This window comes from Methylobacterium aquaticum, assembly GCF_001043915.1.
Lineage (GTDB): Bacteria > Pseudomonadota > Alphaproteobacteria > Rhizobiales > Beijerinckiaceae > Methylobacterium > Methylobacterium aquaticum.
This window is the reverse complement of record NZ_LABX01000092.1, coordinates 1-15,418: the sequence shown is the minus strand read 5'-3', so window position 1 is coordinate 15,418 and position 15,418 is coordinate 1. Positions and strand designations below refer to the sequence as shown.

General features: G+C 70.5%; 13 protein-coding genes. 12 read left to right on the top strand and 1 reads right to left on the bottom strand.

All coding sequences use genetic code 11. The annotated features are described in order from the left end of the window. Nucleotides 1–106: 106 nt before the first annotated feature. The 10 genes from VP06_RS12745 to lpxB all read left to right on the top strand — a co-directional run bounded on the left by VP06_RS12745 (nt 107) and on the right by lpxB (nt 11,901). Nucleotides 107–847, top strand: coding sequence for an isoprenyl transferase (locus tag VP06_RS12745; RefSeq protein WP_048464194.1), 741 nt, complete (start codon nt 107–109; stop codon nt 845–847). Next, nucleotides 847–1,710 (top strand): phosphatidate cytidylyltransferase, encoded by an 864-nt coding sequence (locus tag VP06_RS12740; RefSeq protein WP_048464152.1) that lies wholly within the window; start codon nt 847–849, stop codon nt 1,708–1,710. The genes VP06_RS12745 and VP06_RS12740 overlap by 1 nt, the downstream gene beginning before the upstream one ends. Further along, nucleotides 1,707–2,870, top strand: a complete 1,164-nt coding sequence (gene dxr / locus VP06_RS12735) for a 1-deoxy-D-xylulose-5-phosphate reductoisomerase (protein ID WP_048464151.1) — start codon at nt 1,707–1,709, stop codon at nt 2,868–2,870. The genes VP06_RS12740 and dxr overlap by 4 nt, the downstream gene beginning before the upstream one ends. A gap of 139 nt (nt 2,871–3,009) precedes the next feature. Beyond that, nucleotides 3,010–4,170: an RIP metalloprotease RseP gene (gene rseP / locus VP06_RS12730; protein ID WP_048464150.1), complete on the top strand. Its 1,161-nt coding sequence runs from the start codon at nt 3,010–3,012 to the stop codon at nt 4,168–4,170. A 415-nt stretch (nt 4,171–4,585) separates the two neighbouring features. After that, entirely contained in the window at nt 4,586–7,126 is a 2,541-nt protein-coding gene (gene bamA, locus VP06_RS12725; RefSeq protein WP_048464149.1) for an outer membrane protein assembly factor BamA, read from the top strand. Between the two features lie 184 nt (nt 7,127–7,310). Continuing rightward, the gene (gene lpxD, locus VP06_RS12720) at nt 7,311–8,366 is read left to right on the top strand and encodes a UDP-3-O-(3-hydroxymyristoyl)glucosamine N-acyltransferase (RefSeq protein WP_048464148.1); all 1,056 of its coding nucleotides are present in this window, start codon (nt 7,311–7,313) and stop codon (nt 8,364–8,366) included. A gap of 179 nt (nt 8,367–8,545) precedes the next feature. Beyond that, nucleotides 8,546–9,001, top strand: a complete 456-nt coding sequence (fabZ, locus tag VP06_RS12715) for a 3-hydroxyacyl-ACP dehydratase FabZ (protein WP_425350908.1) — start codon at nt 8,546–8,548, stop codon at nt 8,999–9,001. Continuing rightward, nucleotides 8,998–9,816, top strand: a complete 819-nt coding sequence (gene lpxA, locus VP06_RS12710; protein WP_048464146.1) for an acyl-ACP--UDP-N-acetylglucosamine O-acyltransferase — start codon at nt 8,998–9,000, stop codon at nt 9,814–9,816. The genes fabZ and lpxA overlap by 4 nt, the downstream gene beginning before the upstream one ends. A 13-nt stretch (nt 9,817–9,829) precedes the next feature. Further along, nucleotides 9,830–10,723 (top strand): LpxI family protein, encoded by an 894-nt coding sequence (locus VP06_RS12705; protein ID WP_048464145.1) that lies wholly within the window; start codon nt 9,830–9,832, stop codon nt 10,721–10,723. Next, the gene (gene lpxB / locus VP06_RS12700) at nt 10,720–11,901 is read left to right on the top strand and encodes a lipid-A-disaccharide synthase (RefSeq protein WP_048464144.1); all 1,182 of its coding nucleotides are present in this window, start codon (nt 10,720–10,722) and stop codon (nt 11,899–11,901) included. The genes VP06_RS12705 and lpxB overlap by 4 nt, the downstream gene beginning before the upstream one ends. Here the strand turns inward: lpxB and VP06_RS12695 are convergent. After that, nucleotides 11,888–12,415, bottom strand: a complete 528-nt coding sequence (locus VP06_RS12695; RefSeq protein ID WP_048464143.1) for a peroxiredoxin — start codon at nt 12,413–12,415, stop codon at nt 11,888–11,890. The genes lpxB and VP06_RS12695 overlap by 14 nt on opposite strands. A gap of 386 nt (nt 12,416–12,801) precedes the next feature. Here VP06_RS12695 and VP06_RS12690 point away from each other — a divergent pair, with 386 nt between their 5' ends. Together VP06_RS12690 and VP06_RS12685 are read left to right on the top strand one after the other, a co-directional pair. Beyond that, a complete protein-coding gene (locus VP06_RS12690) occupies nt 12,802–14,424 on the top strand; it encodes a hybrid sensor histidine kinase/response regulator (RefSeq protein WP_048464142.1) in 1,623 nt (540 codons plus the stop codon). 257 nt (nt 14,425–14,681) lie between these two features. Beyond that, a complete protein-coding gene (locus tag VP06_RS12685; RefSeq protein WP_197093194.1) occupies nt 14,682–15,068 on the top strand; it encodes a DUF1330 domain-containing protein in 387 nt (128 codons plus the stop codon). The last annotated feature ends 350 nt before the right edge of the window (nt 15,069–15,418 follow it).

Sequence of the window (15,418 nt, the reverse complement as noted above, 5' to 3'; positions counted from 1 at the left end):
CGGGGCCAGCATGGCAGGCGACAGCGAGACGGTGACCCTGCTGGAGGCAGGCCAGGATCAAGGCCAGGATCAAGGCCAAGACCGGGGCCGCTCGGCGGCCTGCCCCATGCCGGCGGGCGGCCCCTCCGCCGGCGCAACGATGCCGACCCACGTCGCCATCATCATGGACGGCAACGGCCGCTGGGCCGCCCGCCGCGGGCTGCCCCGGGTCGAGGGCCATCGCCGCGGGGTCGAGGCGGTGCGCCGCGCCGTGCGCTCGGCGATCGACCTGCGGATCCCCTACCTGACGATCTACAGCTTCTCCTCGGAGAACTGGCGGCGGCCCGCCGCCGAGGTGGCGGACCTGATGGGCCTGCTCAAGCTGTTCGTGCGCCGCGACCTCGCCGACCTGCACGCCAACGGCGTCCGGGTGCGGATCATCGGCGAGCGCGACGGGTTGCCGGGCGACATTGCCGGCCTCCTGCGCGAGGCCGAGGAGCGCACCGCCCGCAACACCAAGCTCACCCTGGTGGTGGCGTTCAACTATGGCGGGCGCCAGGAGATCCTGCGCGCCGTGCAGACCCTCGCCCGGGCCGTGGCCGAGGGCCGCCTGGCGCCGGAGGCGATCGACGCCACCGCGCTGACGAGGGCGCTCGACACCGACGGCATCCCCGACCCCGACCTCGTCATCCGCACCTCCGGCGAGCAGCGTGTGTCGAACTTCCTGACCTGGCAGACCGCCTATTCCGAGTTCGTGTTCGTGCCGGATTTCTGGCCGGATTTCGACCACGCCACCTTCCTCGCCGCGATCGGCGAGTTCCAGAACCGCGACCGCCGCTTCGGCGGCCTCAGCGCCCGGGCGGGGTGATGGCGGTGGACGGCACGCAGAGGCCCGGGACCGGCCGCCCGGGCTGGCCCGCGACGGAACTCGGCGCCCGCACGGTCTCCGGGATCGTGCTCGGCCTCCTGGTTCTCGGCGCGACGCTGAACGGCGGCTGGATCTTCGCAGTGGTCTGGCTCCTCGCCGGCCTCGCGGTGGTGGGCGAGTGGCTCGCCATCACCCGGACCGCGCCGCACCGGCCGCTGCTGGCCCTTGCGGGCCTGGTGCTCCTCGGCGTGGTCGCGGGCGCCCGGCTCGCCGCTCCGATCCCCTGGCTCGTGGCCGCCGTCATCGTCGGCCTCGCGGCGCTCGCAGTTCTCGCCCGGCCGGCCTCCGGGCGGATCTGGGCGCCGGCGAGCCTCGCCTGCGCCCTCGTGGTCGCCCTGGTGCCGGTGCTGCTGCGCGACGATCCGCGCATCGGGCTCGCCGGGCCGCTCTGGCTGTTCGGCGTCGTCTGGACCACCGACATCGCCGCCTACTTCACCGGCCGTGCCCTCGGCGGGCCGAAGCTGTGGCCGGCGGTGAGCCCGAAGAAGACCTGGTCGGGCTTCTGCGGCGGACTGATCGGTGCGACCATCGTCGGCGGCGCGGTGGCGTCCGGCGCGCGCCATCTCGGCGCGACCGAGGCGTTGTCGCTGCCGCTCGCCTGCGCGCTGTCGGCCCTGGCCTCGGTGTTGAGCCAAGGTGGCGATCTCGCCGAATCGGCGCTCAAGCGCGCCTACGGCGCCAAGGATTCCGGCCGCCTGATCCCGGGCCATGGCGGCGTGATGGACCGCCTCGACGGCTTCTTCGCCGTGGCCCTCCTCGCCGGCCTCCTGCTCGTCGGCCTCACTCTCGCGGGACATCCATGACCCTCACCGTCTCCGTCCTGGGCGCGACCGGCTCGATCGGGCGCTCCACCGCCGACCTGCTCGACCAGCACCGGGACCGCTTCCGGGTCGGCGCCGTGGCGGGCGGGCGCGACGCGGCGGCGCTCGCCACGGTGGCCCGCGCGCTGAACGCCGAGTTCGCGGCGATCGCCGATCCCGAGGCGGGTCCGGCGCTCCGCGACGCGCTCGGCGGCTCCGGCATCGCCTGTGGCGCCGGCCCCTCGGCGGTGATCGAGGCGGCAACCCGGGACGCCGACCTCGTGGTGGCGGCGGTGAGCGGCGCGGCGGGGCTGGCCCCCACCTGCGCGGCGATCCGGCTCGGCCGCACGGTGGCGCTCGCCAACAAGGAGAGCCTGGTCTGCGCCGGCGATGCCTTCATGCGCGACGCGAAGACATACGGCGCCCGCATCCTGCCGATGGATTCCGAGCACAACGCGCTCGAGCAGTCGATCGGCACCGGACGGCTCGACGATATCACCCGGATGACCATCACGGCATCCGGCGGGCCGTTCCGGACCGCGACCCGCGAGCGGATCGCCGCGGCGAGCGCCGCGGAGGCCGCCGCCCATCCGACCTGGTCGATGGGCATGAAGATCAACATCGATTCGGCCACCCTGATGAACAAGGGGCTGGAGCTGATCGAGGCTCACCACCTGTTCGGCATCGAAGCCGAGCGCCTCGATGCCGTGGTGCACCCGCAATCGATCGTCCACGCCCTCGTGACGTGGCGCGACGGCGCCGTGACGGCCGGGCTCTACGTCCCCGACATGCGTGTGCCGATCTCCCATTGCCTCGGCCTCGGCGACCGCTTGTCGATCGCCCGCGGCAAGCCCCTCGACCTCGCGGCCATCGGCAGCCTCACCTTCGAGCGCCCGGACGAGGAGCGCTTCCCCTGCCTGCGCATCGCCAAGGCGGCGCTCGCCGCCGGGGCGGCGCAGCCGACGGTGATGAACGCGGCCAACGAGATCGCGGTCGCGGCGTTCATTGCCGGACAGATCGGCTTCTACGACATCGCCGCCCTGGTCGAGCGGGCCTGCGAGCATTTCGCGCCGCGCTTCTCCACGGCCCCCGCCGACATCGAGGAGGCGCTCGCCATCGACGCCGAGGTGCGGCGCTGGAGCCAGGCGTCCCTGGCCGTCTGACAGCACTGCCGACCCGCCGCGGAGTTAACCCTCGGTCGTTTCGCGCTCTGTTCCGAAGTCCCCGGATTCTGTATGGAGGGGGATCGGCAAGGCGGCCGTGCGGGCCAGAGGGGGCCCGCCGCGCCGCATCGAGGTGACCATGGATCTGCTCAACGTCGTTGGCGGCGCGACGACGAACCTGCTCGGCTACGTCGTGCCGTTCCTGTTCGTTCTCACCGTCGTGGTGTTCATCCACGAGCTCGGCCATTTCCTGGTCGGGCGCTGGTGCGGCGTCGGGGTAACCAGCTTCTCGATCGGCTTCGGGCCCGAGATCGTCGGCTTCAACGACCGCCGCGGCACCCGCTGGAAGCTCTCGGCGATCCCGCTTGGCGGCTACGTCAAGTTCGTGGGCGACATGAACGGCGCGAGCGTGCCGGACCCGGACGCGCTGGCGCGCATGAACCCGGCCGACCACGCGATCAGCTTCCACGCCCAGAACGTCTGGAAGCGGGTCGCCATCGTGGCAGCGGGGCCGATCGCCAACTTCCTGCTCGCCATCGCGGTCTTCGCCGGCGCCGTCTACGCCACCGGGCGCTACGAGGTGGCCCCCCGGGTCTCGGCAGTGCAGCCGGGCAGCGCCGCCGAGCGCGCCGGCTTTCAGCCCGGCGACGTGGTGCTGACGATCAACGGCAGCACGGTCCACAACTTCGCCGACATGCAGCGCACCGTCTCGGGCGCCGCCGGTGACCGGCTCGACTTCACGGTGGAGCGCGGCGGCGTCACCACGCCGCTCACCGCAACGCCGGACGTCTACGAGGACAAGACGCCGTTCGGCACCCAGCGCATCGGGCGGCTCGGCATCCAGGGGCCGCGCGATCCCGCCGATGTCAAGCTCGTGCATTATGGCGCCCTCGATTCGCTGAAGATCGGCGTCACCGAGACCTATTTCGTCGTCGACCGCACCTTCAGCTACATCGGCAAGCTGGTCACCGGCCGCGAATCGGCCGATCAGCTCTCGGGCCCGATGGGCATCGCCCGGGTTTCGGGGCAGGCCGCCAAGGTCGGCGGCATCGGCGCCCTGGTCGGGCTGATCGCGGTCCTGTCGGTCTCGATCGGTCTCATCAACCTGTTTCCGGTGCCGATGCTCGATGGCGGCCACCTGATGTTCTACGCCGTCGAGATCGTGCGCGGCCGGCCCCTGAGCGAGCGGGCGCAGGAGATCGGCTTCCGAATCGGCCTCGCCCTGGTGCTGATGCTGATGCTGTTCGCGACCTGGAACGACATCCTGCATATCGGAGCCGCCTTCAACCGCGGCACCTGAGCGGAGCCGGTTTCCGCATCGCGGCAGCGATCCGGCAGGATCGCCTGGGGCGATCGGCCGGAGACCGGAGTCGCCAAGGGAGGCGAAGCCTTTGCGATCGAGGAGAGCCGTCCGCTCACGCGGGCGGCTCTTGTGCGTGGATCGCACCGCCTTTTCGTAAAATGCGTGCCATTTCGGGGCGTTAGGACCCGCCGGCGGTTCACCGGGCGCTGACTCTGGCCGGTGGAAAATGGGGCTGAAATCCGTGACCGGAAGGCAACGTTTGGGCAAAATCCCCGTCGGTCGGGAGCGTGGCGTTTGCTTCGTCAGGGAATCCCGATAGAAGCGAAGCTAGGACCAGGGGCGTTCGCCTTTGCGAGAAGGTGATCGTCTGCGGGTGTGAACCCGCGCCGACAAAAATGAGACGGGCCATTTGATGATGTCGATGACGGGTAAGCGCCGGCGTGCGTCGGCGAAGGGCGCCATTGTCATGGCCGCCACCATCGCCGCCAGCGGCAGCGCCTTCGCGCAGCAGGTTGTCGTTCAGGGCAATTCCCGGATCGACCCTGACACGGTCCGTTCCTACGTGGTCGGCGTGTCGCCCGAGGAAGGCCGCCGCAACCTGATCGCCAGCGGGATGTTCTCCGACGTGCGCGTGTCGCATAGCGGTGGCCGCATCGTCGTCTCGGTGCGCGAGAACAACACGATCAACCGGGTCTTCTTCGAAGGCAACAAGAAGGTCGAGAAGGGGACGCTCGAGAGCATCGTCGAGTCGAAGTCGCGCGGGCCCTACAGCCAGGCGACGGTCAACTCCGACCTCGACCGGATCCGCGAGGTCTACCGCCGCGCCGGTCGCGGCCTGGCGAAGGTGTCGGTCCGCACCGTCGATCTGCCGAACGGCCGCGTCGACGTGGTCTACGCCATCGACGAGGGCGACAAGACCGGCATCAAGGAGATCCGCTTCGTCGGCAACCAGGTTTATTCGGACGGCCGCCTGAAGGACCTGATGACGCTGTCGGAGATGAACCTCCTCAGCTTCGTCAAGACGTCGGATGTCTACGATCCGGACCGGCTCGCCAACGATCTCGACCTGATCCGGCGCTACTACCTGAAGAACGGCTACGCCGACTTCCGGGTCGCCTCGGCCGACTCGCGCTTCGACGACGCTGCTGGCGGCTGGATCATCACCATCACGGTCGAGGAAGGCCAGCAGTACCGCGTCGGCGCGGTCTCGGTCGATTCCCGCATCCCGGGCGTCGACGGCACTGTCCTGCGTGACGAGCTGCGCACCGGGGTTGGTGACGTCTACAATGCCGAGGACGTCGAGAAGACGCTGACCGGCGTCACCACATCGGTGGCCCGGGCCGGCTATCCCTTCGCCCAGGTCCGCCCGACTGGCGAGCGCGACCGCGCCACCGGCACCGTGGCCCTCGGCTACATCGTCGAGGACGGTCCGAAGGTCTACATCGAGCGCATCAACGTCCGCGGCAACACCCGCACCCGCGACTACGTGGTGCGGCGCGAACTCGACCTGACCGAGGGCGACGCCTATAACCGCGTGCTCATCGACCGCGCCGAGCGGCGCCTGAACGGCCTCGGCTTCTTCAAGAAGGTGCGGTTCTCCAACGAGCCCGGCTCGGCTCCCGACCGCGTCGTCGTGAACATCGATGTCGAGGATCAACCGACCGGCTCGTTCTCGGTCGCCGGCGGCTACTCGACGGCGGACGGGATCATCGGCGAGGTCTCGGTCTCGGAGTCGAACTTCCTCGGCCGCGGCCAGTATGTCCGCATCGCCGGCACCGCCGGCCAGTATACACGCGGTGTCGATTTCTCGTTCACCGAGCCGTACTTCCTCGGCTACCGCCTCGCGGCTGGCTTCGACGTCTTCAACAAGTACAGCGACCAGACCCGCTACTCCCGCTATGTGACCGACGTGGTCGGTGGCCAGCTCCGCCTCGGCCTGCCGATCACCGAGGAGTTCGGCATCACGCTGCGCTACTCGATCTACAACACCGACCTGAAGATCCCGAACACCCTGAAGCGGCCGTACAATGACTGCTCGTTCGGGATCCCGGGCTACACGGCGCTGAATCCTGCCGGGACGATGTACCAAGGCCGTGACGTCGGCGGCCTGCCGGCCTACCCGACCTGTGCCTATGACGGCGAGGCGTCGATCGCCCTCAAGGAGGCCGTGGGCTCGACGCTGACCTCGCTCGCCGGCGTCACCCTGGCCTACTCGACCCTCGACAACCTGCAACTGCCGCGCAACGGCTTCTACGGCGAGGTGAAGCCCGAATATGCGGGCATCGGCGGCGACTCGAAGTTCTTCCGCGTCACCGGCGAGGCCCGGTACTACAAGGAGCTGTACGAGGACGTCGTCGGCTTCGTGAAGTTCCAGGGCGGCCACGTCACGCCGACCGAGGGCAACTCCCTCCGCGTCACCGACCAGTTCTTCCTCGGCCCGTCGCTGGTCCGCGGCTTCGCGCCGAACGGCATCGGCCCGCGCGACGTCGGCTCGGGCGACGCCCGCTCGAACGCGATCGGCGGCACCACCTATGTCGGCGCCTCGGTCGAGGTGCAGTTCCCGATCTGGGGCCTGCCCCGCGATCTCGGCCTGAAGGGCGCTGTCTTCGCCGATGCCGGCACGCTGTTCGGCTACAAGGGACGCCGCGCCTTCGACGTCAACGGCGACGGCTTCATCAACGGCTTCAGCCCGGTCGGCGGCTGCAATTTCAGCGCGACGGCCATCCCGGTCGAGCCGGAATGCGTGAACGTCCGGGACAAGAACACGATCCGCTCGTCGGTCGGCGCCTCGATCCTGTGGAACTCGCCGCTCGGCCCGATCCGCTTCGACTACGCCTACGCCCTCAGCAAGGACGAGGGCCAGAAGGTCTTCGGCGCCGACGGCACCTATTACGGCCGGGTCGGCAAGGACCAGACGCAGGCGTTCCGCTTCTCGGGCGGCTCGCGCTTCTAACCGTCATCCGGCGGGCGCCATCAGCGCCCGCCTCGCCATCGACAGCCGCGGGGCAGGCGCTCCGTGGCTGTTTTCGTTTGTGCCCTCCGCCACGACCGGGTAGTCCGGGCGCCCTCCCCTCGACGGGAAGGATGGGCGGGTCCGGCCTCCTTTGGCCCGCCGGGCCTCAAGGCGGATGCAGGCGATGTCGGAACCGGTCTTCTTCCCCCTCGCGGGTCCCGTCCCCCTGCGCGAGATCGCGGCGCTCTCCGGCGCGCCCCTGCCCTCGGGCGTCGACGGCGAGGCGGTGATCCGTGCGGCCAGCCCCCTCGAGAGTGCCGGTCCCGACGACCTCGCCTATATGGACAACGCCAAATATGCCGGGGCGCTCGGCGCCACCCGGGCCCGCGCCTGCCTGGTCACCCCGCGCTTCGCCGCCCGGGTGCCCGAGGGCACCGTCGCCCTGGTGACGCCGCAGGCGTATCGGAGCTTCGCGACGGTGCTCGCCCGCCTTTTCCCGAGCGCGGCGCGCCCCATGTCGTTGTTCGGGGCCACCGGCGTGTCGCCCGGCTCCTTCGTCCATCCGACCGCCCGGCTCGAACCCGGCGTGGTGGTCGATCCCGGCGTGGTGATCGGGCCTCAGGCCGAGATCGGCGCCGAGACGGTGCTGGCGGCGGGCTGCGTCGTGGGACCGAACGTCCGGATCGGGCGGGCTTGCGCCATCGGGCCGGGCGCCTCGGTGCTGCATGCCTTCCTGGGCAACCGGGTGATCGTGCATGGCGGCGCCCGCATCGGCCAGGACGGGTTCGGCTTCGCCATGGGGCCGGGCGGCCACCTCAAGGTGCCGCAGGTCGGCCGCGTCATCATCCAGGACGACGTCGAGATCGGCGCCAACACCACCATCGACCGGGGCGCCAGCCGCGACACGGTGGTGGGCGAGGGCACCAAGATCGACAATCAGGTGCAGATCGCCCACAACGTCGTCATCGGCCGCCATTGCGTGATCGTCGCCCAGGTCGGCATTGCCGGCTCGACGACGCTCGAGGATTACGTCGTGCTCGGCGGGCAGGTTGGGGTGGTGGGCCACCTGCGCATCGGCATGGGCGCCCAGATCGCCGGATCGAGCAACATCAACAAGGACGTGCCTGCGGGCGCCCGCTGGGGCGGCACGCCGGCCAAGCCCGTGCGCGAGTGGTTCCGCGAATTGACGACGCTCAAGAACCTCGCCGCCCGCTCCCGCGACGAGGCTGGCGAGGGCTGAGACAAGGCGGTCGACCGGGCGCCCGACGCCCCGGCCCGGAGCCGGACGGCGGGGAAGACGCATCCGCCGCGCTCCCGCCGCAAATCGCTTGCATCCGCCGTACTTCTCGCCAAAGACGGCGCACCGACGACAGGGGCGTATGCGGGGCAGCCATGACGGAGCCTGACACCATGACCGAGATGCCTGCCGAGTTGGGGACGGCCGACATCCTGCGGGTGATGGAGTTGCTGCCTCACCGCTACCCGTTCCTGATGATCGACAAGATCGTGCAGATCGACCGGGACGAGAGCTGCATCGGCATCAAGAACGTCACGATCAACGAGCCGCACTTCACCGGCCACTTCCCGGCCGCGCCGGTCTTCCCGGGCGTGCTGCTGATCGAGGGCATGGCCCAGACCGCCGGCGCGATCTGCTGCGCTCACAAGCTCAAGGGCGACGCCAAGCCGAGCAAGGTCTTCTTCATGACCATCGACAAGGCGAAGTTCCGCAAGCCGGTCCTGCCCGGCGACGTGGTCGAGTACCATATGCGCAAGACCAGCAACCGCCGCTTCATGTGGTGGTTCAAGGGCGAGGCCAAGGTCAACGGCGTGCTGGTGGCCGAGGCCGAGATCGGCGCGATGCTGGTGACGGAATGAGCGATCCTCTCGAGACCCGCATCCACCCGAGCGCGGTGGTCGAGGACGGCGCGGCGATCGGCGCCGGCGTCGAGATCGGACCGTTCTGCCATGTCGGGCCGCAGGTCCGGCTCGGGGACGGCGTCCGGCTGGTGAGCCACGTCGCGGTGGCGGGCCGCACCACCATCGGCCCGCGCACCCGGATCTACCCCTTCGCGTCGATCGGCCATCCGCCGCAGGATCTGAAGTTCCGCGGCGAGGACTCGACGCTGACGATCGGCGCCGATTGCCAGATCCGCGAGGGCGTGACGATGAATCCCGGCACCGCCGGCGGTGGGCTGGCCACGGTGGTGGGCGATTCCTGTGCCTTCCTCGCCAACAGCCATGTCGGCCACGATTGCCGGGTCGGCCACCACGTGGTGTTCTCCAACAACGTGATGCTGGCGGGCCATTGCCAGGTCGGCGACTACGCGATCCTCGGCGGCGGCGCGGCGGTGATCCAATTCGCCCGGGTCGGCGCGCATGCCTTCGTGGGCGGCCTCTCGGGGCTCGAGAACGACCTGATTCCCTACGGAATGGCGGTCGGCAACCGCGCCCACCTGTCGGGGCTCAACATCATCGGGCTCCAGCGCCGCGGCTTCTCCCGGGAGGAGATCCATGCGCTCCGCAAGGCGTACCGGTTGCTGTTTGCCCTTGAAGGCACCCTGATGGAGCGGGTCGAGGACGTGGCGGCGGAGTTCGACCAGCACCCGATCGTGCAGGAGATCCTGGCCTTCATCCGCGAGGGCGGCAAGCGCTCAGTCTGCACGCCGCGCGAGGCGCCAGGCACCGCTTGAGGAGCACCGCGTGATGAGCGCCGCGGCGGCGAAGGCGGCACCGGCTTTGAGCCCGGCGCGCCCGGTCGCGATCGTGGCCGGGGCCGGCCGGCTGCCGCTCCTCATCGTGGCCGCCCTGGAGGAGGCCGGGCGCTCCTGCCGGGTGCTGGCGCTCCGGGGCTTTGCCGATCCGGCGACCCGGCGGCGGGCCGATGCCATGGTCGATCTCCTCGACGTGCGCGGCGCCCTCGACACGTTGCGCGGCTGGGCGCCCGCCGGGGTGACGCTGGCCGGCGCCGTGGCGCGGCCGAGCCCGGCGGCTCTCCTCAACACGCTCGCCGCCTACCGCAACCGCGACACCCTGCGAGCGCTCGCCTCCGGCGGCGACGATCACTTGCTGCGCGGCGTGCTGGCCTTGCTCGAAGAGCACGGCCTGCACGTGCTCGGCGTGCGCGACCTCGCCCCCGGGCTGATGGCGCCGCGGGGCCGCTTCGGCACCCTGGGGCCGGACGCGGCGGCAGAAGCCTCGGTCGAGGCCGGGCGAGCCTTGCTCGCCAGCCTCTCGCCGCACGATGTCGGCCAGGCCGCCGTGGTGGCGAGCCGGCGGGTGCTGGCGGTCGAGGGGCCGGAGGGCACCGACCGGATGCTCGCCCGTGCCCGGACTCTCGCCCGCCGACCCCTCGGCCTCGGGCGCCCGCCCGCCGCGATGGTGCTGGTGAAGCGCGCGAAGGACGGCCAGGACCTCCGGGTCGACCTGCCGGCGATCGGCCCGCGCACGGTGACGCGCGCGGCGGCGGCGGGCTGCCTCGGCATCGCGGTCGGGGCCGGCGACACCCTGGTGCTCGACCGGACGGAGACGGTCGCGCTCGCCGACCGCCTCGGCCTCTTCCTTCTCGGCCTGCCGCCCAGCCCGGAGCCGTCCCGTTGAGCGACGCCGTCCCGACCGATCGTCCCCTCACCATCTGGCTGGTGGCCGGCGAGGAATCCGGCGACCAGCTCGGCGCCAAGCTGATCCGCTCGCTGCGCGCCCTTTCGGGCAGGCCCCTCGCCCTCGCCGGCGTCGGCGGCGACGCGATGGCGGCGGAGGGGATGGAATCGCTCTTCCCGCTCGAGGACGTGGCGGTGATCGGCTACCTCGCGGTCGCCGCCCGCCTCCGCCTGCTGATGCGGCGCATCCGCCAGACCGTGAGGGCCTGCGTGGCGGCCCGTCCCGACGTGCTCGTCATCATCGACAGCCCGGGCTTCACCCATGCGGTGGCGAGCCGGGTGCGCCGCCGGCTGCCGGACCTGCCGGTGATCGATTACGTCAGCCCGAGCGTCTGGGCCTGGCGCCCGTGGCGGGCGAAGACCATGCGCGGCTATATCGACCACGTGCTGGCCCTGCTGCCCTTCGAGCCCGACGCCCATCGCCGCCTCAATGGTCCGGCCTGCACCTATGTCGGCCATCCGCTGATCGAGCGCCTGGGCGACTTGCGGCCCAGCGCTGCCGAGCGCGAGGCCCGGCACGGTCTCGACCCGGTCCTCGCGGTGCTGCCGGGCTCGCGCCGCAGCGAGATCGAGCGGCTGATGCCGATCTTCGGCGCGGCCCTGGCGCAGGTCCGGGCCCAGGGCCACGCCTTCACGGTCGAGCTGCCGGCCGTCACCCGCCACCGCGCCCTGATCGAGCGCCTCTCCGCCGCCTGGCCGGTGCCCCCGCGCCTGATCGACGGCGAGGCCGACAAGCTCGCGACCTTCCGGCGGGCCCGCGCGGCGCTGGCCGCCTCCGGCACCGTGACCCTCGAACTGGCGCTGGCCGGCGTACCGATGGTGGTGGCCTATCAGGTGCCGAAGATCGAAGAGGTGATCGTGCGCCGCCTGATCCAGGTGCCGACGATCGTGCTGCCGAACCTGATCCTCGGCGAGAACGCGATACCCGAGCTGATCCAGGCGGCGTGCACGCCGGAGCGCCTGGCGGCGGCGCTCGGCCCCCTCCTGCCCGAAGGCCCGGCCCGGGCGGCGCAGGAGCGGGCGCTCGCCCGGCTCGACGCGACGATGCGCCTGCCCGACGGCGACGAGCCGAGCCGCAGCGCCGCCCGGATCGTGCTGGCGGCTGCTACCGGTTCTTGAGGTAGGCGAGCATCGTCCCGGCATCCGAGACGGTGAGGCCGACCCCGGGCGGATCGTCGCGAAAGCCCGGCTCGACGAACATCTTCCGGATCGTGCCGTCCTCGACATGCATGGAGTAGCGCCAGCTGCGCATCCCCATGCCCTGGCGGCTGCGCTTGACCAGCATGCCCATCTGGCGCGTGAAGTCGGCATTGCCGTTGGGCAGCATGAACACCTTCTCGATGCCCTTGGCCTTGGCCCACTGGAACATCACGAAGGCGTCGTTGACCGACAGGCAGATCACCTGATCGATGCCGAGGGCGGCGAAATCGTCGGCATGCTGCTCGTAGCCCGGAAGGTGGTCGTCGGAACAGGCCGGCGTGAAGGCGCCCGGCAAGGCGAACAGCACGATGGTGCGGCCGCCGAACACCTCGGCCGAGGTGAGGTCCTTCCACGCGAACGGGTTGGGGCCGCCGAGGGCCTCGTTCCTGACGCGGGTGTGGAAAGTCACGTCCGGGACGGTGGCGGGCTGCATCGGAACCTCGCGGGCCAAAGGAAGCAGGGGGGAGAGAAGCGGGAAAGGGAATCGTGGGCGAGCGAAGCGGGCACCCCGTACCCGGCCCCGAACCCTAGCCCCGCGGCCGGTCCGCCGCCACGGCAAAATCGCGTCCCGCAAGGTGGCGAGACGGGCTCAGGTGCACAGCCGGATCACACCACCGGATGACCCAGTGGAAGCCAGATGAGGCTGGTCCCGCCGCAGGCGATTTGGTTCCGCGGCGGCGCTGCGACACGGTCACGCCGCTCGAAGCGGTGCACTATCCTTTGGTGTCACTTGATATCCGCCGTCAGTGCCTATCTGGCCATCGGTGACGAGGCAGGACCGCATGCCGGATGGCTCCGCCGGCGGCAAGAGGGGGTCGGATGGCAGAGATATCGGAGAAGCCGGACCTCGGCGGCCTCGGGCCCGCCGTGACCGCCCGTGGTCCCCGCGCCGTCCATGACACCCACTCGGACATCTTCTTCGCCGCCGTCGAGACGACGCGGATGCCGATGATCGTCACCGATCCGCACCAGCCGGACAACCCGATCGTCTTCGCCAACCAGGCGTTCCTGCGCATGACCGGCTACACGCCGCAGGAGCTGGTCGGCACCAATTGCCGCTTCCTGCAAGGTCCCGAGACCGAGCGCGACACGGTGTCGGAGGTGCGCCGCGCGATCGCCGAGCGCAAGGAGATCGCCACCGAAATCCTGAACTACCGCAAGGACGGCTCGACCTTCTGGAATGCGCTGTTCATCTCGCCCGTCTACGACAAGAAGGGCGAGCTGGTGTACTTCTTCGGCTCGCAGCTCGACGTGTCGCGCCGGCGCGACGCCGAGCTGGCGCTGCACCAGGCCCAGAAGATGGAAGCGCTGGGCCAGCTCACCGGCGGCATCGCCCACGACTTCAACAACCTGCTCCAGGTCATCGGCGGCTATACCGACGTGGTGCTGGCGCTCGCGGAGCATCCGCGGATCGACGCGAGCCGGCTGATGGGCGCCGGCGAGGCGATCCGCGCCGCGACCGACCGGGCGGCCCGGCTCACCCACCAGCTCCTCGCCTTCGCCCGCAAGCAACGCCTGGAGGGCCGGGCGCTCAACCTCAACACCCTCGTGCGCGGCATGGCCGAGATCACCGGGCGCACCCTCGGCGACCACGTCGTCATGCGCTCCGACCTGGCACCGGACTTGTGGAACTGCCGCCTCGACCCGACCCAGGCCGAGGTGGCCGTGCTCAACGTGCTGCTCAACGCCCGCGACGCAATGCCGGGTGGCGGCACCGTGACGATCAAGACCGAGAACCTGACCATCGACGACGAGATGGCCGTGCTGCTGATGGTGCGGCCCGGGCCCTACGCGGTGGTGCAGGTGCAGGATACCGGCCTGGGGATGCCGCCGGAGATCCTGGCCCGGGTGATGGAGCCGTTCTTCACCACCAAGGAGGAGGGGCGCGGCACGGGGCTGGGCCTCGCCATGGTGTACGGCTTCGCCAGGCAATCGGGCGGCACGGTGCGGATCACCTCCGAGGTCGGCCACGGCACGACAGTGCGCCTGCTCTTCCCGGCCACCGACCAGGCCGTCGCCGTCGAGCGCCGCCCGGCGCCGCGAGCCGCAGACCGGACCGGCACCGAAACCATCCTGGTGGTCGACGACCGCCCGGACGTCGCCGAGACCGCCCGGGTGATCCTGGACGATTTCGGCTATACGGTCCTGGTCGCGCACGGCGCCCAGGAGGCTCTGGACCTGCTCGATGCCGGCGGCAAGGTCGACCTGCTGTTCTCCGACCTGATCATGCCCGGCGGCATGAACGGCGTGCTGCTCGCCCGCGCCGCCCGCGAGCGCCAGCCGCGGATCAAGGTGCTGCTCACCACCGGCTATGCCGAAGCCTCGATCGAGCGGACCGATACCGGCGGCAGCGAGTTCGAGATCCTCAACAAGCCCTACCGCCGGATGGAGCTGGCGCGGCGGGTGCGGCTGACGCTGGATGGGCCGACGGGGGTGGGGTAGCGCAAAGCCGAGGGCCTCGACGGGGTGCACGGCAAGCGGCGATCCGCGGCCTGGAACGACCGGGCCGGCACTTCCCATCGACGACCCCGAATCGGCTCCTTGCCGGCGGTGTCCGAGGGGCTCGTCCCACCTCTCCCGTTCCGAATCTTCCTCTGGGTCGCCCCTGGTTCGTCATTGTCGCCAGATGACGAATCGCGGAGCAGGCCGTACTCTGCACCTCCTCGCCCCAAGGTCTGCCGTGCTCGATGAGGCGTCCGATGCTTCGCCGTGTTCATGTCGCCGTTATGCTCTCGGCCGGATTCGCCGGCCTGGTCACGACACCAGCGCCATCGTGGGCAGGCGAAGCCAAGCCGGCGGCCTACGCGATCGTGGAACTCGACGTGCGGCAGCCCCAGGACTTCGCGCGCGAGTTCTTCCCGCGCGTGGCGGAGGTCTTCGCGAAGGCGGGCGGAACCTTCCTGGCGCGGCCCGGCGCCCCCACGGCCGTGGATGGCACACCACCGGGACGGGTCGCGGTCATTCGGTTTGACACGCGGGAGATCGCGGTCGCGACCTTCGCGTCGGACGCCTATCGTGAGGCGCGGAAGATCGGCGACCGCTACGCCGATTTCCGCATCTTCATCGTCGAGGGGCAGGTGCCGTAAGGACCGCCCGCGACCGGAGGATGGGGCCTGAACAGGCCCGTTCGAGAGCCTCTGCCAGGTGTCCCGGCCAGGTGTCCCGGCCAGGTGTCCCGGCACCGGTCTTGCCCCAGCGGCCGGGACGCGGAGCGGGAGGCCGACGAGGACGGCGGTCATGGGCAGCAAGGCCATGACGGACAGACGAGAGAGGACATCCGAACACTCCCGATTGCGGTTGGACGCCGTGGCGGCGCCCCGCCTGGGCGCGGATAATACCAACGGTCGTTGAAAACGACCTTTGGTTCTGTTCTCGAATTTTCGCCAAGCCTCTGGCTTGACATCGAAAATTCGCGATGGGTCAAGGGCCCGATGCG